We start from the raw sequence: 26,236 nt of genomic DNA, 5'->3' as shown, positions 1-26,236 counted from the left end.
TCCCAAAAGGGGTGTGATCTGAGACGATCTCACCATGAAACGGCGCTTCACCCGCCCCGGGCGTCCCATCGCGCTCAAGCTGCTCGTCCTGCTGTCCGTCCCGCTGGTGTCACTGGTCGGGCTCTGGGCGTTCGCGGCCACGCTGACCGGCGGCGACGGGCTGCGCCTTCTGGAGATCAACAACCTGGTCAGCAACCTGGCCGATCCCTCGGAGCAGATCAACATCCAGCTCCAGCGCGAACGGCTGGCCTCGGCCGAGTTCCTCACCTCCGCCAAGCCGTACAGGGAGCTCATCAACCAGCGCAGCAGGACCGACACGGCCGTGTCGGCCTTCCGCAGGCGCGCCAGCCTGCAGGAGAACAAGTCGCCGGAGATGACCGCCCAGCTCAAGGTGCTGAACGGCGAGCTCGACCGCATCCCCGAAGTACGCAGAGGCATCGACGCCCGCTCGATCGACACCATCCAGGTGATCACCACCTACAGCGACATCGTGGACGCCTCCTTCCGCATGTACGACCAGATGATCCTGGTGCCCGACATGGCCCTCTACCGGCTGGCCAGGTCCGTCACCATGCTCGGCGAGGCCAAGGAGCTCCTGTCCAGGGAGCGGGCGATGATCGTGCATTTCCTGGAGGCCCGCGAGGTGGGCCCGGCCGACAGGGCGCTGTTCACCGAGATGTCGGCCACCCGCCGCCTCCTGCACGCCCAGGCACTCACACACCTCGACCCCGAGGTCGCCGCCGCATACCAGCAGCTGACCGGCTCCGCCGGCTACCGCGACTTCATCGCGATCGAGGACGCCATCCGCGGCCAGGCCACCGCCAACGGGCTGCCCGCCACCGCCGGCGCGTGGCTGGCACGCGGCGACAAGCTGGCCGCGGCCGTCGAACGCAACCAGGACGAGGCCGTCCAGAGCCTGGTCGACCGGGTCAACCCGACCGCCACGGCCATCCTGATCAAGATCGGCATCGCCGGCGGCGTCGGCCTGATCGCCGTCGTCGCCTCCGTCGTGCTCTCCCTGCGCTTCCGCGGCAGGCTGGTCCGCGAGCTGGCGGGCCTGCGCGACGCCGCGGCCCACTTCTCCGAGGTACGGCTGGCCGGTGTCGTCGAGCACCTGCGCAAGGGCGGCGCCAAGCCCGAGGTCGAACCGCTCGACACCGGCGCGCAGACCAACGAGGTGCGCGACATCGTCCACGCGTTCAACTCCGTCCAGGCCACGGCGGTCGAGGCGGCCGTCGACCAGGCCGAGCTGCGTGACGGCGTGCGCAGGGTCTTCGTCAGCCTGGCCAGGCGCAACCAGTCGTTGCTGCACCGCCAACTCCGCCAACTGGACGGCATGGAACGGCGCGCCGAGGACCCCGCCATCCTCGCCGACCTGTTCAAGCTCGACCACCTCACCACCCGCATGCGCAGGCACGCCGAGAGCCTGATCATCCTGTCGGACCAGACGCCGGGGCGCGGCTGGCGCAACCCGGTGGCCGCCGTGGACGTGCTCCGCGCCGCCGTGGCCGAGGTCGAGGAGTACGCCAGGGTCGAGGTGGCGCAGCCGCCCGCGCTGGCGATAGCGGGTCCGGTCGTGACCGACGTCGTGCACCTGCTGGCCGAGCTGGTCGAGAACGCCACCCTGTTCTCGCCCCCGCTGACCAGGGTGGACGTGCGGGCGCACCGCGTGGCCGAGGGGCTGCAGGTCGACATCGAGGACCGGGGGCTCGGGCTGCCCGAGGCCGAGCTGGGCCAGCTCAACGCGAGGCTGGCCGAGCCGCCGGAGTTCGACCTGGCCGAGAGCGACAGGATCGGGCTGTTCGTGGTGGCCAGGCTCGCGGCCAGGCACGGGATCAGGGCGCGGCTGCGGCCCTCGCCGTACGGGGGGATCACGGCGTCGGTGACGCTGCCGGCGGCCCTGCTGTCGGATCAGCCCGCGCTGACCGGGGGGAGGTAGCGGCTCCAGCCGCTGGCCCTGGCGGCCGCCGCGGCGGGCACCCGGTCGCCCGCCCACGGCGGGAGCAGCCGCCTGGCCTCCTCCTCGGTGAAGAAGCCGTAGTCGTCGAGCTCCTCCGTCTGCAGGGTGATGGGGGTGTCAGCGGGGATGGTGCCGCAGTCGAACAGGAAGTTGACCAGCGGGTGCGGCCGGGTGTCGAGCGGGCCGACCCACTGGACGACCAGCAGGTCGCCGACGGGTAGCGTGATGCCGAGCTCCTCGACGACCTCGCGGGCGCAGGCCTGCGCGGGGTCCTCGCCCTCGTCGACGTGGCCGCCCGCGAACCCCCAGTGGTCGCGGTAGTTGGGCTTGACCAGCAGTGTCCTGCCCCGCGGGTCGGTGATGTAGGCGCCCGCGCCGGCGAGCACCTTGTTCAGCGACTGCCAGAACTCCATGTCCACGCTCACCCGATCAACCTACCTCCCGCCCAATGGTCCCGGTGATGGGAACATCCTATGAATAAGGTAGGATTTGTCCCCATGACTCGCCGCGCGTTGCTCTTCTGGATGACGGGCGTCCTGGCCTACTTCGTGGCGGTCTTCCACCGCCAGTCCCTCGGTGTCGCCAGCCTGGAGGCCGCGGCCCGCCTGGAACTCGGTGCGTCGGGCCTGGCGACTCTCGCGATGCTCCAGCTCCTCGTCTACGCCGTCATGCAGATCCCCGTGGGCGTGCTGGTCGACCGGCTCGGCTCCAAGCGCATGCTGCTCGTCGGGGCGCTGGTCATGTCGTGCGGCCAGGTCGTCTTCGCCTTCGCAGACGACCTGCTGCTCGGCCTGGCCGCCAGGACGCTGGTGGGCGCGGGCGACGCGATGACGTTCATCAGCGTGATCAGGCTGGTCAACCTCTCCTTCCCGGCCCGCCGCAACCCGGTGATCGTCCAGCTCACCGGCCTTCTCGGCCAGTTCGGCGCGATCGCCTCCACCGTGCCGATCATCGGCTCCCTCCACACGTACGGCTGGACGCCGACCTTCCTCGGCGCCGCCGGGCTCGGCGTGCTGGCCACCATCCTCGTCGCCGCCGTCCTGCGCGACGGACGCCCCTCCGCCGAGCGCCCCGAACCCGGGCTCAAGGCCGCGTGGATGCAGCCGGGCACCAGGCTCGGCATGTGGACCCACGCCGCCACCCAGTGCTCGGCCGCGGCGTTCCTGCTGCTGTGGGGCTACCCGTACCTGGTGCAGGGTCAGGGCCTGGCCCCGGCGACGGCGGGCGTGCTGCTGTCGACGCTGACCGCCGCCGGCATGCTGTGCGGCCCGGTCCTCGGCTACCTGGCGGGCCGCTTCCCGCTGCGCAGGTCGTGGCTGGTGCTGGGCGTCACGGGCGCCACCGCGACCGCGTGGACGGCGGTGCTGCTGTGGCCGGGCGGCACGGCGCCGCTGTGGCTGCTGGTGGTGCTGGTCGTCGTGCTGGCCACGAACGGCCCCGGCTCCATGATCGGCTTCGACTACGCCAGGACGTTCAACCCGGCGGGCCGCATCGGCGCGGCCACCGGCATCGTGAACGGCGGGGGCTTCCTGGCCTCGATGTCGGTGATCGCGCTGATCGGCGTGACGATGGACCTGACCGGCGACTACCACTGGGCGATGGCCGTGCAGTACCCGGTCTGGCTGCTCGGCGTGGTGCAGGTGCTGAGGTACCGGGCCAAGGCCCGCAGGCTGCTAGCCCAGCTCGACGAAGGGCTCGGGGAAGTGGGAGGTGCCCAGCAGCCGGCCCTCCGCGCGCAGTCTGCCGACTAGGTCGAGCCGGGTCTTGGCGGCCAGGTCGGAGTCGCCGTCGTAGACGTAGCGGATCGTCGGGTCGGCGAGCTGCACGGGGTGGTGCAGGACGTCGCCTGCCATGGTGAAGTCGCCCACCTCGACTGCCTGGTGTCCGGGGGTGTGGCCGGGCGTCAGCCGTACGACGACACCGGGGGCGACCTCCGCGTCGCCGTCGACGACGTCCAGCAGCTCCCTGACCGGGTCGAGGACGGAGGCCGCCTCGATCTCGGCGCGCTGGACGATATGGCGCGCGTTGGGAAACACCGGCTGGCCGTCGGCGATCGTGCCGCCGAAGTGGTCGCTGTGCAGGTGGGTGATGATCAGTGTGTCGACGTCGCCGGGCGTGAGCCCCGTGGCGGCCAGTTCGCTCAGGAGCGCTCCTGGGGCGGGGGCCCAACTGGAGGTGGGCCCGATACCGGTGTCGACCAGGGTCACGTGGCCCTTGCGGTCGCGCAGGACGAAGCAGTGGAAGTGGAGGATCCACTCGCCCTCGTCCACCTCCGCGCCGAGGAAGGTTTCGAGGAACGGCAGGCGCAGCGGGGGGCCCATCGGGCCGATGGCATCACACAGCGGGGTGATCTCGACATCGGCCACGATTCTTGACTTATGCGGCATCCGTCAACGCTAGCTGGGGAACGTACTCGTTCTCCAGATCGGCGGCGAAGACGGCGCGGTGGCAGCGCGCGCAGCGGTACATGATCGGACCCTCGTCGAGGGCGGTGTGGCACGTCGGGCACTGGGTCTTTCTCATGACATCCCCCTTGGAACTCGCGACTCCATGAAAGCCTTCACCGATTGCAGCGGCCCTGCAGACCGCTTGACAGATTGCGGAGCGGCGGAATAGAAATCTTGCGCTTCGCGTTTGCCGTGATATCTTGCGAACCAGCGTTGAGCGTCTCCAGCTCCGCTGACTTCCACGAAGGGCCCGTTCTGAGGCCCGCCCCCGTTTTTCACTCACCGCCTGTGTTTTCAGGCGTGCCCTCAAGGAGGGTTTCATCATGTCTGTCCAGACCATCCCCCATCCCCGCACCACCGCACCCGCCCGGCAGGTCACCGGCCTGCTGGAGGTGCGCGACAAGAGCGCGTTCCTGCGCCCCGCCGGCTACCGGCACAGCCCCGACGACGTACGGCTGCCGCTGGACCGAGTCAAGCAACTTGGCCTGCGCGCCGGCGACCAGGTGACCGCCACGGTCGCGGGCGCCAAGCTCGTCTCCGTCGAGCAGGTGAACGGCAGCGCCGCATGGCGTGACCGCCCCCACTTCGCCGATCTGACCCCCATCCATCCCAGCGAGCGCCTGTCCATCGAGACGGAGTCGCTGACCACCAGGGTCGTCGACCTGATCGCGCCCATCGGCAAGGGCCAGCGCGGCCTGATCGTCGCCCCGCCCAAGGCGGGCAAGACCATGGTCCTGCAGGCGCTGGCCGCGGCCGTCTCCCGCAACCACCCCGACGTGCACCTCATGGTCGTCCTGGTCGGCGAACGGCCCGAAGAGGTCACCGAGATGCGCCGGACCATCGCGGGCGAGGTCGCCGCCTCCACCTTCGACCGGCCGGACAAGGAGCACGCCGCGGTCGCCGAGCTGGCGCTCGAACGCGCCAAGCGCCTGGTCGAGCAGGGACGTGACGTCGTCCTGCTGCTCGACTCGCTCACCAGGCTCGGCCGCGCCTACAACAACCTCGCGCCCGCCGGCGGGCGCGTCCTGTCGGGCGGCATCGACGCCGGAGCCATTTACCCGCCCAAGCGGTTCTTCGGCGCCGCCCGCAACGTCCAGGACGGCGGCTCGCTGACCATCCTGGCCACCGCGCTCGTCGAGACGGGCTCGCGCATGGACGACTCGCTGTTCGAGGAGTTCAAGGGCACCGGGAACATGGAACTGCGGCTCAGCCGCGCCCTGGCCGAGCGCCGCCTGTTCCCCGCCGTCGACCTCGAGGCCTCCAGCACGCGCCGCGAGGAGATCCTCCTCCACCCGGACGAGCGGCAGGTGGTGTGGCGGCTGCGCCGCATGCTCGGCGGGCTCGACAAGCAGCAGGGCATGGAACTGCTGGTCGGCCGCCTCCGCGAGACCCCGTCCAACGCCGCCTTCCTCACCCTCGCCGCAGCGTGACCCCCGGACGCGCCCGCGTCGCCGCCAGCATCAGCGCCGCGGAGACCACGTTGAGGTAGTCGCCGTGCCACGCCCACTCCCAGCCGACGGCGAGCGGCACGGCCACGGTCATCACTGCGAGGACGACGGCGAGCACCCTCGCGGCCCCGCGCGGCAGGACGTAACCCACCAGCACGTACGGCACCGCGCCCAGCACGAGCAGAATCTCGAGATCGGCCATCCAGGCCCTGAAGCGCATTCGCTCTCCCCCGGAGAACTGCTGGACCATGCCGTAGATGTCGCCGCTCTCTACGGTTTCCGCGACTCCGCTTTCGGGCCAGGTGAACTCCCGCCAGGCCAGCACCCCGAGCGCCCAGGCCAGGGCGGCGGCCCACAGCCAGCGGTTCACCTTCACGTAGATCTCGGCCTCCTTCGACTCCCCAGGGAAGACCATGATTCACGTCTGCCGTACCGCGCCAGGAGCGGGCCACCGCCATGATGGGGGGATGCTGGCTGACATCGTCGAACACCTCCGCTGCCCGGTCTGCCATGACGGGCTGCGGCTCGGCGCGGAAGGGGTGCGCTGCGGGCGGGGGCACGCGTTCGACGTGGCCAGACAGGGCTACGTGAGCCTGCTGACCGGTTCGCAGGCGCCTGGGACGGCCGACAGTCCCGCGATGGTGGCGGCCAGGGCGGACTTCCTGGCGGCCGGGCACTACGCGCCGCTGGCCCGCGCGCTCGCCGAGACGGTCGGCACCGTGATCCCGCCGACGACAGAACGCCCCGTGGTCGTGGACGCCGGGGCAGGGACGGGCTACTACACCGCGGCCGTGCTCGACGCCGTGCCGACGGCGACCGGCCTGGCGTTCGACATCTCCAAGCACGCGGTGAAGCGGGCGGCGCGGGCGCACGAGCGCGTGGGAGCGTTCGTGGCGGACGTGTGGAAGCCACTGCCGGTCGCCGACGCCGTCGCCGACGTGGTGATGAACGTGTTCGCGCCGCGCAACGGCGCCGAGTTCGCCAGAATCATGCGACCGGGCGGCCACCTCATCGTCGTCACTCCGGCAGGCGACCATCTCAGCCCATTGGTGCGAGAGTTGGGCCTGCTGTCGGTGGACGAGGCGAAGGAGCACCGGGTCGCCGAGAGTCTGAGGGGCTTCGCGGAGACGGACAGGCGGGAGGTGAGGTTCGAGATGGAGCTGACGCGGGAGGATGTGGCCCTGGTGGTGGGCATGGGGCCGAGCGCGTGGCACAAGGACCACGACCACCTCACCCACCAAATCCGGAAATTTCCGGAATGGCGACCCGCAATCGCAAGTTTTCGCCTATCTGTCTTCGCGCATTCAAGGGCCATTCCTTGACGGACATCAGGGACTCGTGTTACAGATGGGGCATTTAGTCCGAAATTCCCTCACATTCCTCAGGTATTTCGACGGCCCAGACGCAATACTGGACGGCAACTGAGGAGGGGGAGGCGGCGGATGAAGGCGGAGGAACGCTGGCAGGCCAGGTTCCGGGCGCCCAGCATGACGCTGCCCGTGTGGGCGCGCCAGGCCCCGAACCGTTCCCTCTACCGCTCGAACGCCTCGGGCGTGTGGGAAATCTACGCGTGGGACCGTACCACCGGCATCACCCGCCAGGTCACCGACCAGCCGTACGGCACCGCCCACGCCGCCCTCGACCCCACAGGAAACTGGATCTACTGGTTCGCCGGCGGCGAGCGCGACGAGCTCGGCGTCTGGATGCGCCAGCGCTTCGTCGGCGGCGAGCACGAGATCATCGCCCCCGACCTGCCGCCCAGCGAGCCTGGCGGCATCGCGCTGTCGGCCACCGGCGTCGCGGCCGTCAGCCTGGCCCGCGCGGGCACGTTCACCGTCCACCTCGTACGGCCAGGCGAGCTCACCCGCCCGCTCTACGAGCACTCCGAGGCCGCCTGGGTCACCGACATGTCGCTCGACGGCGAGCTCATCGCCCTCAACCACAGCGAACACGGCGACTTCCGGCACCCCGCGCTGCGCGTGCTCAAGCAGTGCGGCGACGTCGTCGGCGAACTGCACGACGGCCCCGGCAAGGGCGTGCTCGGCCTGCGCTTCGGCCCCATCTCCGGCGACCGCCGCCTGCTCACCCTGCACGAACGCCGCCAGCGCCACGAGCCGCTGGTCTGGGACCCGAAGACCGGCGAGCAGCGCGAGATCTGGCTGAAGGACCCGGGCGAGCTGACCGCCGAGTGGTACGACGACGGCAGGGCCCTGCTGATCACCAGGGAGGATCGCGCCCGCACCTACCTTCACCGCTACGACCTCGGCGGCGGCGGCCTGACGCTGATCGACACGCCCCACGGCGTGATCGAGGAGGCCAGGCCCAGGCCCGGCGGCCACGTGGAGTACTCCTGGTCGAGCGGCTCCCGCCCGCCGGTGATCAGGTCGAGCAGCGGCCACGTCGTGATGAACGCGATCGGCCCCGCAGCCCCGACCAGCGTCCCCGCGGAGGACATCGACGTCCCAGGGCCCGGCGGTCGCATCCACGCGCTCGTCTCCAGGCCCGAGATCGGCTCGGCCCCCTTCCCCGCCGTCTTCCTCCTGCACAGCGGCCCGCACCTGCACGACTCCGACACCTTCTCCCCCGAGGTCGCCGCCTGGGTCGACGCGGGCTTCGCGGTCGTGCGCGTCAACTACCGGGGATCGAGCGGCTACGGCACGGCCTGGCGTGACGCGCTGCACGGCGAGGTGGGCCACATCGAGCTGGCCGACGTGGCGGCGGTCAGGGAGTGGGTGATCGCCCAGGGCATCGTCGACCAGGACAGGACCGTGCTGGCGGGCACCTCGTGGGGCGGCTACCTCACGCTGCTCGGCCTCGGCCTCCAGCCCAAGCTGTGGGCGGCGGGCATCGCGGCGGCCCCGATCGCCTGCCACGTCACCGCCTACGAGGACCACGTCGAGGGCCTGCGCGCCTACCAGCGCTCGCTGTTCGGCGGCTCCCCCGACGAGCAGCCTGAGCGCTACCGCGACAGCTCGCCGATCACCTACGTCGAGCGGGTCGAGCGGCCGGTGCTGATCCTCGCCGGGGTCAACGACTCGCGCTCGCCGCTGCGGCAGCTCGAGGCGTACGTGAGCCGCCTGGCCGAGCTGGGCCACGAGCACGAGGTCCACTACTACGACGCGGGCCGCGGCGCGCTGGTCGTCGCCGAACGCATCGACCAGATGGCGACCAAGCTCACCTTCATCCGCAAGCACGGGATCACGACCGACACACCGTAAGACGTTGGCCCGTCCGCCAGCTTGCATGTCACCCTCGGCCGCTGCCACCATCGCGCCACTCCCCCAGCCGAAGGGCGCGTATCTGTGCGTACCACCACCGGAACCCCCGGCGTCAGCCGCCTGAAGAAGGACGCCGTCGGTCTCGTCGGCGTCATCTTCATGGCGGTCGCGACCGCCGCCCCCATCACCGCCATGACCGGCAACGTCCCCATCGTCGTCGGGTTCGGCAACGGCCTGGGCGTCCCCGCGGGCTACTTATTCGCCACCGCCGTACTCACCATCTTCTCGGTGGGCTACACGGCGATGTCGAAGCACATCACCGCGGCCGGCGCCTTCTACGGCTACATCTCCCACGGCCTCGGCCAGGTCGTCGGCATGGTGTCGGGCCTGCTGGCCACCATGGCCTACGTGGTCTTCGAGGCCTCGATCATCGGCTTCTTCGCCTACTCGGCCAACGACACGGTCAAGTCCCTGGCCGGGGTGGACGTCCACTGGCTGTGGTTCGCCTTCCTCGGCCTGGCGCTGAACCTGATCCTCACCTACTTCGACATCAACCTGACGGCCAAGGTCCTCGGCGTCTTCCTGATCACCGAGATCCTCATGCTCGGGCTGGTCGCGGTCGTCACGCTCGGCAACGGCGGCGGCCCCGACGGCCTCATGGCGGACACTCTCAACCCCGCCAACGCCTTCCAGACCACGGGCCTGCAGGCGGGCGCGGTCGGTCTCGGCCTGTTCATGTGCTTCTGGTCGTGGGTCGGCTTCGAGTCGACCGCGATGTACGGCGAGGAGTCGCGCGAACCCAAGAAGATCATCCCAATCGCGACGCTGGTCTCGGTGATCGGCATCGGCCTGTTCTACACGTTCGTCTCCTGGATGACGGTCGCGGCCAACGGCGTGAAGGCGCCCGAGATCGCCGCCAAGGAGTTCGCCGGGATCTTCTTCAACCCCACGGAGCAACTGCTCGGCTCGTGGGCCGTCGGCCTGTTCAAGATCCTCATCCTGACCGGGTCGTTCGCCTGCTCGATGGCCTTCCACAACTGCGCCGCCCGCTATCTCTACGCGCTCGGCAGGGAGAACCTCATCCCCGGCACCGGCCGTACCCTCGGCGCCACCCACCCCAGGCACGGCTCGCCGCACATCGCCGGGTTCGCGCAGAGCGCCATCTCGGTGGTGCTGGTCCTGGCCTTCTTCTTCGCCGACATGGACCCCTACGTCCACATCTACACGCTGCTGGCCGTCCTGGGCACGCTGGCGATCCTCATCGTGCAGACCCTCTGCTCGTTCTCCGTCATCGGCTACTTCCACGTCAGGAAGAAGCATCCCGAGACGGCCAACGTCTGGCGCACGCTGCTCGCGCCGCTGGTGGGCGGGCTGGCCATGGCGTACGTGGTGCTGCTGCTGTTCCAGAACCAGGAGGCGGCGGCGGGCGAGGCGGCCAAGAGCACGTTCTTCACCGCGATCCCGTGGATCGTGCTGGGCCTGGCCGTCCTCGGGGCCGCGACCGCCCTCTACCTGAAGGCCCGCAACCCGGACAAGTACGCGCTCATCGGCCGGATCGTGCTGGAAGACACAGTCGAGCGCGACTAGCGGGCGCGCAGGACCAGGATCGCCAGGTCGTCGGCGCTCGGCTCGGGTGCGAAGTCGGCCGCTCCCCTGCGGATGCGCTCGGCGACCGCCCTGGCCGACAGGCCCGCGCACTCGGCCAGCAGCTTGCCCAGGCCGCCGTCGTCGTCGAGCAGGCGCCCGCCGCTGCGCCGCTCGGTGACGCCGTCGGTCACCGCCAGCAGCACGTCGCCCGGGTCGAGGTGGATGGTGTCGGCCTCGAACACCACCTCGGGGAAGACGCCGAGCAGCGACTGCGGGGTGGTGACCGCCTCGACGACGCCGCTCGGCTTGAGCCGCAGCGCCTCGGGGTGCCCGGCGGAGACCAGCCGCACCTCGAGGCCGCTCCCTGCGGGGGTGATGTCGCCGTGGAGCAGCGTGAGGAACCTGGCGCGCTCGCCCTCCTCCAGGATGGCCTGGTTGAGCCGGCCGAGGACGGCGGCCACGCCGTACCCCTCCCTGGCCAGCAGACGCAGCGTGTGGCGGGCCAGGCCGGTGACCGCGGCGGCCTCGGGGCCGGTGCCGCAGACGTCGCCGATCGCGAACCGCCACGACTCGTCGCCCGCCTTGAACAGGTCGTAGAAGTCGCCGCCGACCTCGTTGGCCTCGCCCGCGGGCTCGTAGACGACGCCGTAGTCGAGGCCCGGCACCTCGGGCTCGTTCGGCGGGAGCAGGCTGCGCTGCAGCGCCCTGTTGGCGGCAGCCTGCTGGGCGTACAGGCGGGCGTTGTCCATGGCGAGCGCGGCCCGGCGCGCGATGTCCTCGGCGAACTGGATGCTCTGGTCGGGGAACCTGTCGGGGCGGCCCAGGCACATCGCGCCCAGCGAGCGCCCGCGCGCGGTCAGCGGTACGGCCAGCACCTGGGATTCGGCCAGCTGCAGGCTCGCCGAGGTACTGTCGGGCACGTCGAGCTCGGCCAGCTGGTCGCGCAGCCCGTCGATGCGCGCCTCGTCGGCGTGCCACAGGTAGGCCAGGCGGCGCGGCCCCGACCCGGTGTCGGAGGTGTAGACGGCGCACCACGACGACAGCCTCGGCACGACGATCTGCGCGATGATCGCCGGCACCATGTCGGGATCGAGCGTGCCCGCCAGCAGATCGCTGGCATCGGCCAGGAACCCGAGCCAGTGCGGACCTCTGGCGGTTTCCTCGGCCCACTCTGCTGCCGCTCGGTCCGCCGAGCCAGGTAGCGTGAGCCTTGCCCAATGGACACGGGAATCGCCCGCGAAGGTGATGCCCCATTCCTCGACATCCACGGAGGGGCCCTTCGGGTCCCCGTTGGGAGCGGTCCGCTGCCTGAACTCCACCTGTACGGCGTCGCCGTAGTGCTTCCAGACGATCTCGAAGGGCGCCTCGGCGACCTGGGCGGCCAGCTCATCGGCCAGCTGTTCCGCCGCGAGCAGCACAGAGGAGGCGGCCCAGGCCGTCATCACCTCACGGGTGAACCTTCTCGCGGAGGGTACAGCGGTCTCGCCTGGCGCGAACGTGGCCGCCAGAACCGCCCGGGAAGAAGCAGTCATCGATCCGTGCTTACCACACTTCCCATTGACTTGGGGTAAATCCAAGGACAGGACTACGAGCTTCTCATCGTGACAGACTTGCATCACTCACGGCGGCACCCCGGGAGCGGAGGAGACCCCATGACACCGGCCAGGACCGCGCCTGCTGCGGAAGAGAGGACGTACTCTGAGTCCGACCTCGTCCCTGTTCTCGAGACACTTTTCGCATGGCGCGACGGCGACTTCCGGCGTCGGGTCCCTTACGCGCAACCCGGGATACTGAGCGAGATACGGCTGCTGCTCAACGAGGTGGCCGACCGCAGGGAGCACCTCAGCAACGAGCTGACGCGGGTGCGCAAGGAAGTGGTCAAGGAGGGGCGCTTCGGCGAGCGCCTGACGCCAGGCCCCGGCGTGGGGTCGTGGGCGGAGAACGTCGAGTCCGTCAACGCCCTCATCGACGCGCTGGTCAGCCCCGTGACGGGCGCGGCCGACGTCATCGACGCGGTGGCCAAGGGCGACCTGACCCGCAGAATCGATCTCGACCGCTCGGCCAGGGGCGAGGTCAGGCGGCTCGGCAAGGCCATCAACGGCATGGTCGAGCAGCTCTCGCTGTTCAACAGCGAGGTGACGAGGGTGGCCCGCGAGGCGGGCACCGAGGGCAGGCTGGGCGGCGCCGCCAACGTCAAGGGCATGTCGGGCAGCTGGCGCGACCTGACCGAGGCCGTCAACACCATGTCCTCGCGCGTCTCCGCGCAGGTGCGCGACATCGCCGAGGTGACGACCGCCGTGGCGAAGGGCGACCTGAGCCGCAAGGTGACCGTCGACGCGGTCGGCGAGATGTTCGAGCTGAAGAACACCGTCAACACGATGGTCGACCAGCTGTCCGCCTTCGCCGAGGAGGTCACCCGCGTCGCCCGCGAGGTCGGCACCGAAGGCCAGCTCGGCGGCCAGGCCCAGGTCAGCGGCGTGTCGGGCGTCTGGAAGGACCTCACCGACAACGTCAACTTCATGGCCAACAACCTGACCAACCAGGTACGCCAGATCGCCGCCGTCTCCACCGCCGTCGCCCAGGGCAACCTCACCAAGAAGATCACCGTCGACGCCCAGGGCGAGATCCTCCAGCTCAAGGACACCCTCAACACGATGGTCGACCAGCTGTCGTCCTTCGCCGACGAGGTCACCCGCGTCGCCCGCGAGGTCGGCACCGAGGGCAAGCTGGGCGGCCGGGCCGAGGTGAAGGGCGTGTCGGGCGTCTGGAAGGACCTCACCGACAACGTCAACTCGATGGCCAACAACCTGACCTACCAGGTGCGCAACATCGCCCAGGTCACCACGGCCGTCGCCAACGGCGACCTCACCCGCAAGATCGACGTCGACGCCCAGGGCGAGATCCTGGAGCTCAAGTCGACGATGAACACGATGGTCGACCAGCTGTCGTCCTTCGCCTCCGAGGTGACCCGCGTCGCCCGCGAGGTCGGCACCGAGGGCCAGCTCGGCGGCCAGGCCCAGGTGCGCGGCGTGTCGGGTGTGTGGAAGGACCTCACCGACAACGTCAACTTCATGGCCAACAACCTGACCAACCAGGTGCGCCAGATCGCCGCCGTCTCCACCGCCGTCGCCCAGGGCAACCTCACCAAGAAGATCACTGTCGACGCCCAGGGCGAGATCCTCCAGCTCAAGGACACCCTCAACACGATGGTCGACCAGCTGTCGTCCTTCGCCGACGAGGTGACGCGCGTCGCCCGCGAGGTCGGCACCGAGGGCCAGCTCGGCGGCCAGGCCAGGGTGCAGGGCGTGTCAGGTGTGTGGAAGGACCTCACCGACAACGTCAACTTCATGGCCAACAACCTGACCTACCAGGTGCGCAACATCGCCGAGGTCACCACGGCCGTCGCCAACGGCGACCTGACCCGCAAGATCGACGTCGACGCGCAGGGCGAGATCCTGGCGCTGAAGACCACCATCAACAAGATGGTCGACCAGCTGTCGTCCTTCGCCGACGAGGTCACCCGCGTCGCCCGCGAGGTCGGCACCGAAGGACAGCTCGGTGGCCAGGCTCGCGTCGAGGCCCTCGAAGGCACCTGGAAGCGCCTCACCGAGAGCGTCAACGAGCTGGCCGGCAACCTCACCACGCAGGTGCGCGCCATCGCCACCGTGACGAGCGCCGTCGCCCAGGGCGACCTGACCCGCTCGATCGCCGTCGAGGCGCAGGGCGAGCTGGCCGAGCTCAAGGACAACGTCAACTTCATGGTGGCCAACCTCCGCGAGACCACCCAGGCCAACCAGGAACAGGACTGGCTGAAGTCCAACCTGGCCCGCATCTCGCGCCTCATGCAGGGTCACCGCGACCTCATGGAGGTCGCCAAGCTGATCATGAGCGAGCTGACGCCGCTCGTCTCCGCCCGCTACGGCGCCTTCTACGGCGTCGACGCCGTAGGTGAGGAGCACGACCTCATCCTCATCGGCGGGTACGGCGTGCGGCCCGACCGCGCGCCACGTCAGCGCTTCGCCGTGGGCGAGGGCATCGTCGGCCAGGCCGCGCTGGAGGGCAGGCCGATCGTCCTCGACGACGTGCCGGCCGGGTTCATCACCATCGACAGCGGGCTCAGCCAGTCCACGCCCGCGCAGATCGTGGTGCTGCCGATCCTGTTCGAGAGCCGCGTGCTCGGCGTGCTGGAGCTGGCCTCCTTCACCGCGTTCGGCGAGGTCCACCTCGACTTCCTGACCCAGCTCGTCGAGACCATCGGCGTGACGATGAACACCATCATCGCCAACTCCCGCACCGAAGACCTGCTGGACCAGTCGCAGCGGCTGACCCGCGAGCTGCAGGAGCGCTCCGACGAGCTCCAGCGTCAGCAGGAGGAGCTGCGCCGTTCCAACTCCGAACTGGAGGAGAAGGCGGGGCTGCTGGCCAAGCAGAACCGCGCCATCGAGATCCAGAACTTCCAGATCGAGCAGGCCCGCCGCACCCTGGAGGAGCGCGCCGAACAGCTGGCGGTCTCCTCCCGCTACAAGTCCGAGTTCCTGGCGAACATGTCCCACGAGCTGCGCACCCCGCTCAACAGCCTGCTCGTGCTGGCCAAGCTGCTGACCGAGAACGCCGAGGGCAACCTGACCTCCCAGCAGGTCGAGTTCGCCCGCACGATCCACGGCGCCGGCTCGGCGCTGCTGCAGCTCATCAACGACATGCTCGACCTGTCGAAGGTCGAGGCCGGGCGCATGGACATCCACCCCGCCCAGCTGTCGCTGCCCAAGCTGGTCGACTACGTCGAGGCCGCCTTCGCCCCGCTCGCCCAGGACAAGGGCCTGGCCTTCATCATCGAGGTCGACCCCCGCGTGCCGCAGGAGCTGCGCACCGACGAGCAACGCCTGCAGCAGGTGCTGCGCAACCTGCTGTCCAACGCGGTCAAGTTCACCCCCAAGGGCGAGGTACGGCTGCGCGTCGTGCCCGCCCCGCACGAGGTCGACTACGACGACGACACGCTGCGCTCGGCCAACGACCTGATCGCCTTCCAGGTGGTCGACACCGGCATCGGCATAGCGCCCGACAAGCTGGAGATCATCTTCGAAGCGTTCCGCCAGGCCGACGGCACCACCAGCCGCAAGTACGGCGGCACCGGCCTCGGCCTGTCGATCTGCCGCGAGATCGCCAGGCTCCTCGGCGGCGAGATCCACGTCGACAGCGAGCTCGGCTCGGGCAGCACGTTCACCCTCTATATGCCGACCGACTACGCGGGTCCGCTGGTCGCCCGCGACGGCGGGGCCGCCCGCAGGCAGGTGCTCACCATGCAGGTCGAGCAGCAGCAGAGCCCGATGATCGTGCCCGAGCCGCCGATGCCGCTCGACCTGCCGCTGCCGGAGGTGGTCCAGCCCTCCAACGGCAGCCAGTGGCAGGGCGACGACCCGCTCAACGGAACCAAGATCCTCATCGTCGACGACGACATCCGCAATGTGTTCGCGCTGACCAGCGTGCTCGAACGGCACGGCGCCACGGTCGTCTTCGCCGAGAACGGGCGCGAGGGCATCGAACAACTCGAACGCAACGAGGACGTGGCGCTCGTCCTCATGGACATCATGATGCCGGAGATGGACGGTTGGGCCACGACGTCGGCCATCCGCCGCATGCCGCAGTTCGCCGATCTGCCGATCATCGCGCTGACCGCCAAGGTCATGCGGGGCGACCGGGAGAAGAGCATCGCCTCAGGCGCCTCGGACTACGTGCCCAAGCCGGTCGACGTCGATCAGCTGCTCGAACGGCTGCGCGGCTGGCTCAGCCGCGGGCGGGTGCCCGACTCGGCGGAAGAGGCGTAACACATGGCAGACCGAGCCAAGATCCTTCTGGTCGACGACCGCGAGGAGAACCTGATCGCCCTGGAGGCGATCCTCAGCTCGCTCGACCTGACGCCGGTGCGCGCCAAGTCGGGCGAGGAGGCGCTCAAGGCGTTGCTGGGCACCGAGTTCGCGCTGATCCTGCTCGACGTGCGGATGCCCGGCATGGATGGGTTCGAGACGGCCGCGCACATCAAGCGGCGCGAGCGTACCCGCAACATCCCGATCATCTTCCTGACCGTCGTCGACAGCGCCCCCGACTACGCCTTCCGCGGTTACGCCGCGGGCGCCGTCGACTACCTCACCAAGCCGTTCGACCCGTGGGTGCTCAGGGCGAAGGTGTCGGTGTTCGTCGAGCTCTACAACATGAACAAGCGGCTGACCGAGCAGGCCTCGCTGCTGCGGGAGCGGCTGGCCGGCGAGCTGCCGCCGGGCAACAGCACGGCCCAGGGGGCGGTGCTGCCCGAGCTGTCGCGGCGGCTGACGGCCGTGGAGGAGGAGCTCGACAGGGTGCGCGAGCTGGCCGGCAAGTCGGCCGACCCGTCGCTCGCCGCACCGCTGTCGGACCTGGCCGACCGGGTGTCCCACCTGCGGGCGAGTTTCGACGCCCTCGGGTGAACGACCGGTCCTGCTAGGCGTCGTCCCGATCGACGAGCGGGAACGAGTGGTGCTCGTGGGCGACGACCCAGCGGCCGTTCTCCCTGCGCAGGCCGATCGTCAGCCGCAGGCGGTTGTCCGGGTTGTCGGCGAACTCCTCCTTGGTGCCGCAGCGCAGCAGGGCGTGGGCGAAGGCGACGTCGTCACCGGCCGTGACGTCCAGCGACTCGATGTCGAACGAGGCTCCCGTGCTCTGCCAGGCGAAGAACGGCGGCCAGGTCTCACGGTAGGCGTCCAGGCCGCGGGCGCCCTCGTACGGCGGCGGCACGTCGAACATCACGATGTCCGCCGTGTGGTCGGCGAGGACGCGGTCCAGGTCGCCGCGGCGAACCGCCTCGGCCCAGCCCTCGATCAGCGTGCGGATCTGCTCTTCGTTGGTAGCCATGACGTGAGTCCCTTCTGGTTGCTGTCAGGAGAACAACCTGCGGGGCGCGCCGAACTCATCGCAGTTGCTCCGGCAATCCGAACAGCGCGAAGTCGGCCTCCAGGAACGAGACCACTTCGGCCACCCGCGACCCGCGCAGCACCAGCAGGTCCAGCCCTCCAGGGACATAGGCGCCGCGCTCGCCGTCCCACAGGTACGTGCCGAACGCGAGCTGGCCGTTCGCCGTCGTCGGCAGGAAGCGCCAGCGCCACTTGAGCGGTCCGTCGAGCAGGAAACCCCTGATGCCCTCGTGCCCCTCGAACCAGGCCGTCATCGGCGGCATGGAGAACTTCGCGTCCTCTGTCAGCATCGCCACGATGGCCTCGACGTCGCCGGCCTCCCACGCCTGCTGATACCGATGGACCAGCTCGCGCTGCGCCGGCTCACCCAGCGTTTGCAGCGTCCGCCGCTGGGTGGCCTCGGGCAGCAGCTCGGCGAGCACTCTCCTGGCCCGCTGCAGTGCGCTGTTGACCGCCGCGACCGTCGTCTCCAGGAGCTCGGCCGCCTCACCGGCGGCGAATCCGAGCACGTCACGCAGGAGCAGGACGGCTCGCTGCAGCGCCGACAGATGCTGCAGCGCGGCCACGAACGCCAGCTCCACGCTCTCCTTCGCCACCGTGCGGTCCTCGGGGCTCAGCTCCGCCGTCCAGCTCATCCATCGTTCCGGGTACGGCTCGAGCCACGCGGTCTCCGCCAGCGGGGCGCCCTCAGGGCTCAGATCGGTGGGCAGCTCGCGCCGCCCGCGCCGCTCGATGAGCGTCAGCGACCTGTTCGTGGCGATCTTGTACAGCCATGGCCTGATCGATCCGCGGTCCTCGAACCGGCCCAGGCCACGCCAGGCCCGGTCCAGCGTCTCCTGGACGGCGTCCTCCGCGTCGTGAACGGACCCGAGCATCCGGTAGCAGTGCGCGCGCAGCTCGTCGCGCAACGGCCCGACCAACCGGCCGAACGCGTCACCGTCGCCGGACCGCGCGGCGGCCAGCAGTTCTGCGTCCACGCTGGTCAGCCTAACCAGCGGCCCTTTCAGTTGCCCAAGGCGGCCATGGTCAGGCGCTGAGCCACTGTCAAGGCGCCGTTGCTGCGGAAGGACGAGGTGCCCATCGAGTAGACCGCGCGCAGGGTGAGGTCACGAGTGGCGAACACGCCGCTGCGGTAACCCGGCTCGGAGCCCGTCTTGCCCCACAGCAGCGAGCCGTCGGGCAGCGGCACGTACTTCAGGCCGACGCTGTAGCAGGCCGTACCCTTGGCCGGACCGACGTTGCAGTCGGAGCCGTCGGCGTACGGCAGCGGCTTGCCGTCGGCGCCCTTCGGCACGGCGAACAGCTCGGCCGCCTGCGCCGGACGCAGCAGCCGGCCGTCGAACAGACCGGAGATGAACCGGTCCAGATCGCCCGTGGTGGAGGTCATGCTGGCCGGCAGCCCGCCCTGCACGTTCACGTCGACCAGCTCGCCGTTGCTCCTGTCCAGGTAGCCGGGCAGGTACGGCCGGGGCACGCCCGTGGCACGGCCCGGCACCGTGGGCCTGCTCTGGCGCATCTTCAGCGGCTTCAGGATGCGGACGCTCACCTCGTGCTGGTAGGAATGCCCGGTGATCTCCTCGATGAGCTTGCCGGCCACGCGGTAGCCGAAGGAGTTGTACTCCTGCCGGGTGCCGGGGCGGAAGCGCGGGCCGGGAGCCGGCCGGCCCTCCGGGTGGAGCGTCTGCCGGATCACCTCGTCGAAGGTGACATAGTCAAGACGGCGCTCGATCTCCTCATCCGTGGAGGAGGCCGGGGCGCCCTCCAGGTCGTGGGGCAGGCCGCTGGTGTGGTTGAGCAGCTGCCGCACGCTGATCGGGTCGGTGAACCGCTCCTCCGGCAGCAGCCCGGGCAGGTAGTGCTGCACACTCTGGTCCAGATCGACCCGGCCCTCGGCCGACAGCTGGAGCAGGATCACCGCCTCCATGGGCTTGCTGATGCTGCCGATCTGGAAGTGCGCACCACGGCTGACGCGCTTGCCGGTGACCACGTCCCCGGACGTGCCCAGCCACCTCTGCCCGCCCTTGTGCACCTCGGCCACGACACCGGCGACACCGTCCTCCGGGCGCACCCTGATCGCCTCACGCAGCGCGGCACGGTCCAGGCCCGTGGCAGACCCGGCAGTGGCAGGACCAGCGGGGGCGGTCCCGGCAGCGGCGGGCCCAGCAATGGCGGCCTGCGCCGGGGCGACAACGCCGAGCGCCACAACGGCGGCGGCGGCCAGGGACAGGGCAGAGGAACGACGCATTGGGGGAAACTCCACTCGGAAAGCGGTGATCAAGTCCCTTCGAGTCTGTCGGCCCGGCCCGTCCGCTTCGAGGGGGATCATCCCCGGCCCGACCCCGAACCGACCCTGACCGCGCATCAGGACAACCCCGCCGGACCGCCCCCGGTCGCCCGCCGGTGGACGCTGTGTCCCAGCATCGTCAGCTTCGCCTTCCCCGAAGAGGCGTGCCCCGACGTCGTCATCGTTCAGGGGCGGGGGATGGCGACGGCGGTGTACGAGGTGGTCGGGGTCGGGGTGGTGTTGAAGCGGGCGTTGGGGAGGTACAGCCGGTCCTCGAAGGCGGCCACGGTCGCCGGTACGTCGAACCGGCGATCACTCACCCGCCGCACGACGCGGCCGTCGGTCCCCGCCTCGTTCAGCCGCAGGACGGCCATGGCGCTGCGCCTGTTCTGGACGCCGTTCTCCACCGCGAACAGCGTCCGGCCGTGCAGCAACATGCCGTCGCCATCCGGCAGTGACTCGCCGTGCAGGTTCACCCGGCGGGTCCGGCCGGACGGGTCGACGCGGAACAGTCCGCCGGTGTTCGACTGCACGACGAGCAGGCCCCGGCCGTCCGGAGTCGGCGTGATGCCGTTGGCGTTGAAGCCCTTGCCGTACACCAGATCCCCGGTGAGCGGGATCCGCACCGCGGCGGCGGGCAGCCGTCCGCCGCGCAGTGGCAGCTTGTAGAGCACCGGCTTGGTGGAGTCGGTGAACCACGCGGCGCCCTTGGTGAGGATGACGTCGTTGACGAACGATGGGCCGCTCGCCAGCCGGTAGGAGGCCAGCACCCGGCCGGTGCGGGAGTCGACGACGCGCGCGTCACCGCCCGTGCCGCCCGCCACGAACAGCCGTCCGCGCGGGTCGATCTTCATCCCGAGGGACGGCGTGCCGGGGCCGCGGCTGATGATCGCGCCACGTCCGGTGCGCAGGTCGGCGCGGTAGATGGAGCCGTCGGCCATGGAGCCGATGAAGGCGAACGGACCGGGTCCGATGGCGATGCCCTCGGGCCGGAAGCCGTCGGGCAACGAGATTGACGTCGGAAACTTCCCTGGCGGCCGGTCCGAGGTCGCTCCGGCGGAACCGCCCATGATGATGGCCAGGGTGAGTGCGGCGAGAGTCGCACCGAGGCCTCTGATCGGTCGCATCATCTGATGCCCTCTTTCTAGGTCTGTGCAGGCACCATCGAGTGCCGTTGCTTCTTGGCGCGCCGGAGTGTCCGTCACGCGCATCCGCCCATGCACGGTGCTCACCCGAGTAGCTCGTCGTCATCCAGCAGGGAACGGCTCTCGGAGCACGCTTTCTGGTTGTGCCACGCTCACCGGGTGGCCGGGCGTTACTCGCTGAGGTCTACGGCGAGCTTGTGCCGGGCCGTACCGTCGGCGATGGAGCCGAGTGCGGCGGCGAGGTCCGTGACGGGGTGGCGGACAGGGGTGCGCGGCGTCACGAGCCCCTCGGCGTACCAGCTCAGGCACTGCTCCAAGGCCAGGACGGCGGTCGTGATGTCGCGGCTGGCGTAGCCGGCGATGTCCTCACCGATGATCGCGACGTTCCGAACGAGGACGTCGAGCAGGCTGACCTCCGGGATGGAGCCGCTGGCGAAGCCGGTGGTGACGAGCCGCCCCTCCCAGGCCAGGCCGTCGAGCAGCTCGGCGGTGAGCGCGCCGCCGACGAGATCGAGGGCGAGGTCGGCGCCGCGCCCGCCCGTCAGTTCCCGCATCGCCCGGGCGAGGCCCGTGGGCGGCAGGACGTGGTCGGCCGCGGTCGGCGGCAGCGTGCCGGAGCGGTCGACCGCGATGACCCGCGCACCCGCGGCGCGGGCCACCTGCAGCGCCGCCTCCCCCACGTTGCCGGTCGCCCCGGTGACCACGACCGTCTCGCCCTTCTCCAGCCTGCCGCGGTGCAGCAGCGAGACGTGCGCGGTGGCGTAGGCGACGGGGAAGGCGGCGGCGGTCAGGTCGTCCATGGAGTCGGGAACGGGCAGCACGTGAGCGGCGTCGACGACGAGCCGGTCGGTGTACGCGCCCCAGCTGACCAGCGCCATGACCCGCTGGCCCGGGGCGAGCCCCGGCACGTCGGGCGCGACCTCAGCGACAGTGCCGGCCAGCTCGAAGCCGGGCACGAGCGGGTCGGGCGCGGGGATCTGGAAGTCGCCGGAGAGCTGGACGAGCTCGGCGAAGTTCAGCCCGATGGCGGCGACGTCCACGCGGACCTGTCCCGGCCCCAGTGCGGGGTCAGGCAGGTCGAGCAGCCGGAGCTGCTCGGGGCCGCCGTAGTGGCGGGCGGCAAGGACACGCATGGCAGGTCTCCTCGGTTCGTGATCGGGTGGGTTGATCGCCGCGGCCCTGCCCACGCTAGAGAACCGATAGGAACCGGAAGGTACCTTACGTACCATGGGTGCCTTCAGCCGGCCAGGTGACTTCTTCATTGCGGACTGCCCCGTCAGGCTCGCCGTCGAGATCTTCAGCGACAAATGGTCGATCGTGGTCATCAAGGCCCTCGGCAGCGGCCCGCGCCGCCACGGCGAACTCAGGGCTTTCATCGGTGGCATCAGCTCGAAGGTGCTCACCCAGACCTTGCGCAGGCTCCAGCATCACGGGCTGGTGCGGCGGCAGGCGTTCGCCGAGGCACCCCCGCGCGTCGAATACGCGCTCACCGAGCTCGGGCAGTCGGCGCTGGAGCCGGTCAGCGTGCTCAGCCGTTGGGCCGAGCAGAACGGCGAGGCTGTGCTGGCCGCTCAGGAAAGCGACGATGCGCTCGCTGTTCGGTAACGGGCCTGGCTGAATGAAGGCGAGGGATTCCCACTCCCGACCTTGCGGTCGGGTCTGGTGGTTCGCGGTTCATCGACTCGGGCAAGCCCTAGTCTGGATACGGCGGGCCCGCGTGACTTTCCCCTCCACCGAATGGCTGTCCGGGCGGCACCTCGCCAGTCCCAGCAGCATCGCGCAGACCGCCGCCTGGGCTTCCCTCGCAGGTGCTGCTGAGCGGGCACAACCTTTTGCTTCGCGAGGTGTCATTGCCGGACGGCTGAGAGGATGACGCCGAGTCTCGAGGATGGCTAGACAAGGCTGTGCCCCGGCTGCGTGCGGAGCAGAGGCAAAACCGGGGCTTATGAGTTGACCGTACCACGCTGGTTGGAAGGACGCCACGATGCAGGAAGCCGAAGCCAGGCGGCTGAGGGACATCCTCCCCCCGGTACGCATGGCCGAGTACGAGGCGCGCTGCGCGGGCGATCCCGTGGCCGCTTTGCGCCTGCACTGCTGGAACACCGAGATCAGCGAGGCGTTCTACGGGCCGCTGCAGTACCTGGAAATCTCCATGCGCAGCGTCATGACCAGTCGGCTGGTCACCATGTTCGGGCGCGCGGACTGGTGGGCCCACCCCCGAATCGACCTTACCTACGGAGCCCGCCAGAGGATCCGCGAGGCCGCGCAGCAGATCCAGCGCACCGGCCTGCCCGCCGACCCGCAGCTGATCACAGAAGAGCTGTCGTTCGGCTTCTACGTATCCCTGCTCGGGCGCGGCAACAATTACGACCAGCGGCTGTGGCGGCCAGGCCTGTACCAGGCGTTTCCGCAGTATCGGGGACCTCGACGGGAACTGCATCGCAAGGCCGACTACCTGCGCGTGTTCCGCAACAAGATCGCCCACCACGGGCCGATCCATCACCGCCACCTGGTGGCCGACCACGATGCGATTCTGGAATGCCTCGGCTTCATCGACGGCGGCTTGGCCGCCATGGTCGAGCGGTACAGCAGGGTCAAAGAGATCCTCGCCCGCCGACCGTAAAGGCCCGCTGGTCTGTACGGCCGGAGGAGCCGAATGCACCACGCTCTGGCGGCGCGGTGCAAACGGACGATCGCCTCTCCCGACGTCGCGGCCGTGGAGCAGCAGGCGGGCCGGTCGGCTCATTCCTGCTGCTTATGCGGTGAGCCGGGCTGTGTCGGCCTCCGGGTGGTGAGTGATCAGCTTCCGATCAGCAGTACTTCGCTTTCCTGACGCTGCCGACGGCGGTGGGGGCAGTGATCCTCGCGTTGACTCCGTTACGGATCTCCCGGCACAACGGATCCGGCCCCCACGAGATGTCGAGTGTCACGAGGTCCGTGCTGCCGCAGTTGAGGACATCCGCCCAGGCCTTCCCTTCGCTGTTCTCGCCTTTCGCCGTGATGTGCAGGCCGGTCTTACCGGTGCACGGGGCAGCGCTCGCGCCCGCCGAAGCGGCGGTGATCCCGGTTCCCAGCCCCACGATGGTGAGGGCTCCGACAAGAAGCGTGCCCGCCGTACGCCTTATGATCGACATCTGTCGCCTTTCCTGACTTCATACCTAAGATCACGTTCGGCCGCATTGTAAATGACCGCCGGCCTGTGGTGCGGATGAACGCATTGAGAAGCTGGGCACCGAGGTCCCTGCTACTCAGGCCCGCGGCGGACGGCCGTACCACCTGCAGTTCCTGAGGGGTGAGACGGGCGAAACGGGTCGACGTCCTCGGCGCTGAGGTCAGGCTCTCGCCGTGGCGCGCGGTTCGGCGCCGGCGCGACCGGCCCCCATGTGACGCAGATCACATCCCATAACGTGAACTCGCGTCGGCCGTACGGGCGAAAGCCGACGAACCAATGCGTACGGACGGGAGCACCATGTGATCGCCGAAGAATTCGGCCGAACCGACGACGCCGAGCTGATACGGCGCTCGCAGCGCGACCCGGAGGCCTTCGCCGACCTCTTCGATCGGCACGCGCCTGCGATGCGCCGCTATGTGGCCCGGCGGCTGGGCCCCTCCCTGGCCGACGACATCGTCTCCGACGCCTTCCTGACCGCTTTTCGGCGCCGCGACCGCTACGACGCGAGTCATCCCGACGCGCGGCCTTGGCTGTACGGCATCACCGCCCGGCTCATCAGTCGGCATCGGCGGGTGGAGATCCGGTTCTACCGGGCGCTGATCCGCAGCGGCGTCGACGAGATCGCCGAGCCGTACGCCGAGCGCGTCGACGATCGGGTCGCTGCCCAGCAGGTCGGGCTGGCGACGGCGCTGGCGCAACTCTCACCCGGCGACCGGGAGGTGCTGTTACTCGTGGCCTGGGCCGACATGTCGTACGAGGACGTAGCCCGTGCACTGGACATCCCGGTCGGCACCGTCAGATCCCGCCTGCACCGGGCCAGGGCCAGGACAAGACAGGCGCTCGGCGGATCTGACCCCGCGGCAACCCGAGAGGAGTCTTTCGATGGATGACCTGCGATCGTTGCGCGAGTGGCGCGCTGAGGTCCCCGAACCCGGCCATGAGTGGATCATCTCGGGGCGTAGGCGGCTGCTGACGCGAATCCGGGGGCGAGGGCGGACGCTGGGGCGTCGCCTGCTCGTCGTCGGGGCGCTGGGGGCCACCGCCGCGCTCGCTGTGGCCACCTTGCGGCCGCAACCGCCCGCGCCGGGTCCGGAGAGCACGCCGTCGGTCGTACGGCTCGACTCCAGCGTGGTGCTGGCCCGCGCCGCCGAGGTGGCGGGCAAGCGCAGGAGCGCTCAGGTGCCCCTGCCGACGCAGTGGCACTACACCAAGACCCTGGACAAGCAGCCGAACTCGGACACAATCGAGACCCACGAACACTGGATGCGCTACGACGGAATGCAGGCCGCCAGCTTCGGCGAGGACGGCGAGCTGGTCGTCGGCCCCGAGGGCGATCCCCGGGATCCGGGCGATGACGATCTGACGCCGCAACAGTACGACGCCAAGCTCCGCGAGCTGCCGACCGACCCGAGGAAGCTGCTGGTCAAGGTCACAGGTGACCGCCACTGGATCGTGGGGGCACGCGAGGAGGGCGTTCCCAAGCGCGCCGAACCCGCCAACGCCCGCGCTTTCCGGGTGATCATGCTCTACCTGAGTAGGTACGGCACGATGCCGCCCCGGCTGGAAGCGGCCATGTATCGCGCCCTGGCACTCATTCCCGGCGTCCAGATCGAGCAGGGCGTGACAGACGCCGCAGGTCGTAGCGGCCTGGGCATCTGGCTGGAAAGCGCCATCGACCGATCCGCCCGTGACTACGTCATCCTCGACCCGGGCACCTACCGCTACCTGGGCCAGCAGAGGGTCTGGCTGCGTGACGAGTTTCCGCCCGGCCGCAGCGAGCCCGCTTTCCGCAAGGGCGCGGTGTGGAGCACGACTCTACTGTCGTCAGTGATCGTCGATCGTCCCGGCCAGCGGGGCTGAGTGCTCACCGCAGGGGCGGGAAGCCGACGAAGCATGGCGTTTCCATGTCCTCATCGCCCTACGAGCTTGTCGATCCAGGCGGTCAAGCGGTCCGGGTGCGGGAGGGGCGGAGCCCCTCGCCTGGGCGAAGCCCAAGGGAGCGCTGTCCGAGCGAAGCGAGGGCGATGCCGTTGA

General features: G+C 69.8%; 23 protein-coding genes. 12 read left to right on the top strand and 11 right to left on the bottom strand.

The window, feature by feature from the left end:
- Window positions 1-34 precede the first annotated feature (34 nt).
- Window positions 35-1,939 (top strand): nitrate- and nitrite sensing domain-containing protein, encoded by a 1,905-nt coding sequence (locus tag ACFXJ8_RS12865; protein ID WP_379644030.1) that lies wholly within the window; start codon window positions 35-37, stop codon window positions 1,937-1,939.
- On the opposite strand, the gene ACFXJ8_RS12860 is transcribed toward ACFXJ8_RS12865, so the two are convergent.
- Window positions 1,912-2,385: an NUDIX domain-containing protein gene (locus ACFXJ8_RS12860; protein WP_379644029.1), complete on the bottom strand. Its 474-nt coding sequence runs from the start codon at window positions 2,383-2,385 to the stop codon at window positions 1,912-1,914. The two genes, ACFXJ8_RS12865 and ACFXJ8_RS12860, sit on opposite strands and share 28 nt — an antisense overlap.
- A gap of 72 nt (window positions 2,386-2,457) precedes the next feature.
- On the opposite strand from ACFXJ8_RS12860, the gene ACFXJ8_RS12855 reads away from it, so the two are divergent.
- The gene (locus tag ACFXJ8_RS12855; RefSeq protein WP_379644028.1) at window positions 2,458-3,711 is read left to right on the top strand and encodes a nitrate/nitrite transporter; all 1,254 of its coding nucleotides are present in this window, start codon (window positions 2,458-2,460) and stop codon (window positions 3,709-3,711) included.
- On the opposite strand, the gene ACFXJ8_RS12850 is transcribed toward ACFXJ8_RS12855, so the two are convergent.
- Together ACFXJ8_RS12850 and ACFXJ8_RS12845 are read right to left on the bottom strand one after the other, a co-directional pair.
- Window positions 3,634-4,347, bottom strand: a complete 714-nt coding sequence (locus ACFXJ8_RS12850) for an MBL fold metallo-hydrolase (RefSeq protein ID WP_379644027.1) — start codon at window positions 4,345-4,347, stop codon at window positions 3,634-3,636. The two genes, ACFXJ8_RS12855 and ACFXJ8_RS12850, sit on opposite strands and share 78 nt — an antisense overlap.
- Window positions 4,337-4,483: a hypothetical protein gene (locus ACFXJ8_RS12845; RefSeq protein ID WP_379644026.1), complete on the bottom strand. Its 147-nt coding sequence runs from the start codon at window positions 4,481-4,483 to the stop codon at window positions 4,337-4,339. Before ACFXJ8_RS12845 ends, ACFXJ8_RS12850 begins: the two co-directional genes overlap by 11 nt.
- A gap of 247 nt (window positions 4,484-4,730) precedes the next feature.
- Between ACFXJ8_RS12845 and rho the strand changes: the two genes are divergently transcribed.
- A complete protein-coding gene (rho, locus tag ACFXJ8_RS12840) occupies window positions 4,731-5,837 on the top strand; it encodes a transcription termination factor Rho (protein WP_379644025.1) in 1,107 nt (368 codons plus the stop codon).
- Here rho and ACFXJ8_RS12835 read toward each other — a convergent pair.
- Window positions 5,818-6,270, bottom strand: a complete 453-nt coding sequence (locus ACFXJ8_RS12835; RefSeq protein ID WP_379644024.1) for a hypothetical protein — start codon at window positions 6,268-6,270, stop codon at window positions 5,818-5,820. The genes rho and ACFXJ8_RS12835 overlap by 20 nt on opposite strands.
- A gap of 52 nt (window positions 6,271-6,322) precedes the next feature.
- On the opposite strand from ACFXJ8_RS12835, the gene ACFXJ8_RS12830 reads away from it, so the two are divergent.
- The 3 genes from ACFXJ8_RS12830 to ACFXJ8_RS12820 all read left to right on the top strand — a co-directional run bounded on the left by ACFXJ8_RS12830 (window position 6,323) and on the right by ACFXJ8_RS12820 (window position 10,660).
- The gene (locus tag ACFXJ8_RS12830) at window positions 6,323-7,177 is read left to right on the top strand and encodes a putative RNA methyltransferase (protein ID WP_379644023.1); all 855 of its coding nucleotides are present in this window, start codon (window positions 6,323-6,325) and stop codon (window positions 7,175-7,177) included.
- A 120-nt stretch (window positions 7,178-7,297) separates the two neighbouring features.
- Window positions 7,298-9,073, top strand: coding sequence for a prolyl oligopeptidase family serine peptidase (locus ACFXJ8_RS12825; protein ID WP_379644022.1), 1,776 nt, complete (start codon window positions 7,298-7,300; stop codon window positions 9,071-9,073).
- 84 nt (window positions 9,074-9,157) lie between these two features.
- Window positions 9,158-10,660 carry an APC family permease gene (locus ACFXJ8_RS12820; protein WP_379644021.1) on the top strand — a complete coding sequence of 501 codons (1,503 nt, stop codon included), beginning with the start codon at window positions 9,158-9,160 and terminating at the stop codon, window positions 10,658-10,660.
- On the opposite strand, the gene ACFXJ8_RS12815 is transcribed toward ACFXJ8_RS12820, so the two are convergent.
- Window positions 10,657-12,192, bottom strand: a complete 1,536-nt coding sequence (locus ACFXJ8_RS12815) for a PP2C family protein-serine/threonine phosphatase (RefSeq protein WP_379644020.1) — start codon at window positions 12,190-12,192, stop codon at window positions 10,657-10,659. The two genes, ACFXJ8_RS12820 and ACFXJ8_RS12815, sit on opposite strands and share 4 nt — an antisense overlap.
- 120 nt (window positions 12,193-12,312) lie before the next feature.
- On the opposite strand from ACFXJ8_RS12815, the gene ACFXJ8_RS12810 reads away from it, so the two are divergent.
- The gene (locus ACFXJ8_RS12810) at window positions 12,313-16,482 is read left to right on the top strand and encodes a HAMP domain-containing protein (RefSeq protein WP_379644019.1); all 4,170 of its coding nucleotides are present in this window, start codon (window positions 12,313-12,315) and stop codon (window positions 16,480-16,482) included.
- 3 nt (window positions 16,483-16,485) lie between these two features.
- Window positions 16,486-17,118: a two-component system response regulator gene (locus ACFXJ8_RS12805; RefSeq protein WP_379644018.1), complete on the top strand. Its 633-nt coding sequence runs from the start codon at window positions 16,486-16,488 to the stop codon at window positions 17,116-17,118.
- A gap of 13 nt (window positions 17,119-17,131) precedes the next feature.
- Here ACFXJ8_RS12805 and ACFXJ8_RS12800 read toward each other — a convergent pair whose 3' ends face one another.
- The 5 genes from ACFXJ8_RS12800 to ACFXJ8_RS12780 all read right to left on the bottom strand — a co-directional run bounded on the left by ACFXJ8_RS12800 (window position 17,132) and on the right by ACFXJ8_RS12780 (window position 22,163).
- Window positions 17,132-17,542, bottom strand: a complete 411-nt coding sequence (locus tag ACFXJ8_RS12800) for a nuclear transport factor 2 family protein (protein WP_379644017.1) — start codon at window positions 17,540-17,542, stop codon at window positions 17,132-17,134.
- 55 nt (window positions 17,543-17,597) lie between these two features.
- On the bottom strand, window positions 17,598-18,578 hold the full coding sequence (locus ACFXJ8_RS12795; protein WP_379644016.1) for a sigma-70 family RNA polymerase sigma factor: 981 nt from the start codon (window positions 18,576-18,578) through the stop codon (window positions 17,598-17,600).
- Window positions 18,579-18,604: 26 nt separating this feature from the next.
- Window positions 18,605-19,846, bottom strand: coding sequence for a serine hydrolase domain-containing protein (locus ACFXJ8_RS12790; RefSeq protein ID WP_379644015.1), 1,242 nt, complete (start codon window positions 19,844-19,846; stop codon window positions 18,605-18,607).
- A gap of 224 nt (window positions 19,847-20,070) precedes the next feature.
- Entirely contained in the window at window positions 20,071-21,015 is a 945-nt protein-coding gene (locus ACFXJ8_RS12785; RefSeq protein WP_379644014.1) for a superoxide dismutase, read from the bottom strand.
- A gap of 185 nt (window positions 21,016-21,200) precedes the next feature.
- Window positions 21,201-22,163, bottom strand: a complete 963-nt coding sequence (locus ACFXJ8_RS12780) for an NADPH:quinone oxidoreductase family protein (RefSeq protein ID WP_379644013.1) — start codon at window positions 22,161-22,163, stop codon at window positions 21,201-21,203.
- A 94-nt stretch (window positions 22,164-22,257) separates the two neighbouring features.
- Here ACFXJ8_RS12780 and ACFXJ8_RS12775 point away from each other — a divergent pair, with 94 nt between their 5' ends.
- Together ACFXJ8_RS12775 and ACFXJ8_RS12770 are read left to right on the top strand one after the other, a co-directional pair.
- A complete protein-coding gene (locus tag ACFXJ8_RS12775) occupies window positions 22,258-22,635 on the top strand; it encodes a winged helix-turn-helix transcriptional regulator (RefSeq protein ID WP_379644012.1) in 378 nt (125 codons plus the stop codon).
- 379 nt (window positions 22,636-23,014) lie between these two features.
- The gene (locus ACFXJ8_RS12770; RefSeq protein ID WP_379644011.1) at window positions 23,015-23,653 is read left to right on the top strand and encodes a hypothetical protein; all 639 of its coding nucleotides are present in this window, start codon (window positions 23,015-23,017) and stop codon (window positions 23,651-23,653) included.
- Between the two features lie 187 nt (window positions 23,654-23,840).
- On the opposite strand, the gene ACFXJ8_RS12765 is transcribed toward ACFXJ8_RS12770, so the two are convergent.
- Window positions 23,841-24,164, bottom strand: a complete 324-nt coding sequence (locus ACFXJ8_RS12765) for a hypothetical protein (protein ID WP_379644010.1) — start codon at window positions 24,162-24,164, stop codon at window positions 23,841-23,843.
- A 337-nt stretch (window positions 24,165-24,501) separates the two neighbouring features.
- Here ACFXJ8_RS12765 and ACFXJ8_RS12760 point away from each other — a divergent pair, with 337 nt between their 5' ends.
- Window positions 24,502-25,092 carry an RNA polymerase sigma factor gene (locus ACFXJ8_RS12760; RefSeq protein WP_379644009.1) on the top strand — a complete coding sequence of 197 codons (591 nt, stop codon included), beginning with the start codon at window positions 24,502-24,504 and terminating at the stop codon, window positions 25,090-25,092.
- Window positions 25,085-26,062, top strand: coding sequence for a CU044_5270 family protein (locus tag ACFXJ8_RS12755; protein ID WP_379644008.1), 978 nt, complete (start codon window positions 25,085-25,087; stop codon window positions 26,060-26,062). The genes ACFXJ8_RS12760 and ACFXJ8_RS12755 overlap by 8 nt, the downstream gene beginning before the upstream one ends.
- Window positions 26,063-26,236 lie beyond the last annotated feature (174 nt).

Source organism: Nonomuraea sp. NPDC059194, assembly GCF_042754765.1.
Taxonomy (GTDB): domain Bacteria; phylum Actinomycetota; class Actinomycetes; order Streptosporangiales; family Streptosporangiaceae; genus Nonomuraea.
The sequence above is the reverse complement of the archived record's forward strand: the minus strand, read 5'-3'. Positions and strand labels throughout refer to the sequence as shown.

Bases quoted from the DNA above. Each gene is read 5' to 3' on its own strand.
- ACFXJ8_RS12825 (WP_379644022.1), top strand. From the start codon at position 7,298: ATGAAGGCGGAGGAACGCTGGCAGGCCAGGTTCCGGGCGCCCAGCATG.
- ACFXJ8_RS12790 (WP_379644015.1), bottom strand. From the start codon at position 19,846: ATGCGTCGTTCCTCTGCCCTGTCCCTGGCCGCCGCCGCCGTTGTGGCG.
- rho (WP_379644025.1), top strand. From the start codon at position 4,731: ATGTCTGTCCAGACCATCCCCCATCCCCGCACCACCGCACCCGCCCGG.
- ACFXJ8_RS12805 (WP_379644018.1), top strand. From the start codon at position 16,486: ATGGCAGACCGAGCCAAGATCCTTCTGGTCGACGACCGCGAGGAGAAC.
- ACFXJ8_RS12775 (WP_379644012.1), top strand. From the start codon at position 22,258: ATGGGTGCCTTCAGCCGGCCAGGTGACTTCTTCATTGCGGACTGCCCC.
- ACFXJ8_RS12785 (WP_379644014.1), bottom strand. From the start codon at position 21,015: ATGATGCGACCGATCAGAGGCCTCGGTGCGACTCTCGCCGCACTCACC.
- ACFXJ8_RS12800 (WP_379644017.1), bottom strand. From the start codon at position 17,542: ATGGCTACCAACGAAGAGCAGATCCGCACGCTGATCGAGGGCTGGGCC.
- ACFXJ8_RS12845 (WP_379644026.1), bottom strand. From the start codon at position 4,483: ATGAGAAAGACCCAGTGCCCGACGTGCCACACCGCCCTCGACGAGGGT.
- ACFXJ8_RS12770 (WP_379644011.1), top strand. From the start codon at position 23,015: ATGCAGGAAGCCGAAGCCAGGCGGCTGAGGGACATCCTCCCCCCGGTA.
- ACFXJ8_RS12835 (WP_379644024.1), bottom strand. From the start codon at position 6,270: ATGGTCTTCCCTGGGGAGTCGAAGGAGGCCGAGATCTACGTGAAGGTG.
- ACFXJ8_RS12855 (WP_379644028.1), top strand. From the start codon at position 2,458: ATGACTCGCCGCGCGTTGCTCTTCTGGATGACGGGCGTCCTGGCCTAC.
- ACFXJ8_RS12780 (WP_379644013.1), bottom strand. From the start codon at position 22,163: ATGCGTGTCCTTGCCGCCCGCCACTACGGCGGCCCCGAGCAGCTCCGG.
- ACFXJ8_RS12815 (WP_379644020.1), bottom strand. From the start codon at position 12,192: ATGACTGCTTCTTCCCGGGCGGTTCTGGCGGCCACGTTCGCGCCAGGC.
- ACFXJ8_RS12810 (WP_379644019.1), top strand. From the start codon at position 12,313: ATGACACCGGCCAGGACCGCGCCTGCTGCGGAAGAGAGGACGTACTCT.
- ACFXJ8_RS12755 (WP_379644008.1), top strand. From the start codon at position 25,085: ATGGATGACCTGCGATCGTTGCGCGAGTGGCGCGCTGAGGTCCCCGAA.
- ACFXJ8_RS12830 (WP_379644023.1), top strand. From the start codon at position 6,323: ATGCTGGCTGACATCGTCGAACACCTCCGCTGCCCGGTCTGCCATGAC.
- ACFXJ8_RS12850 (WP_379644027.1), bottom strand. From the start codon at position 4,347: ATGCCGCATAAGTCAAGAATCGTGGCCGATGTCGAGATCACCCCGCTG.
- ACFXJ8_RS12765 (WP_379644010.1), bottom strand. From the start codon at position 24,164: ATGTCGATCATAAGGCGTACGGCGGGCACGCTTCTTGTCGGAGCCCTC.
- ACFXJ8_RS12865 (WP_379644030.1), top strand. From the start codon at position 35: ATGAAACGGCGCTTCACCCGCCCCGGGCGTCCCATCGCGCTCAAGCTG.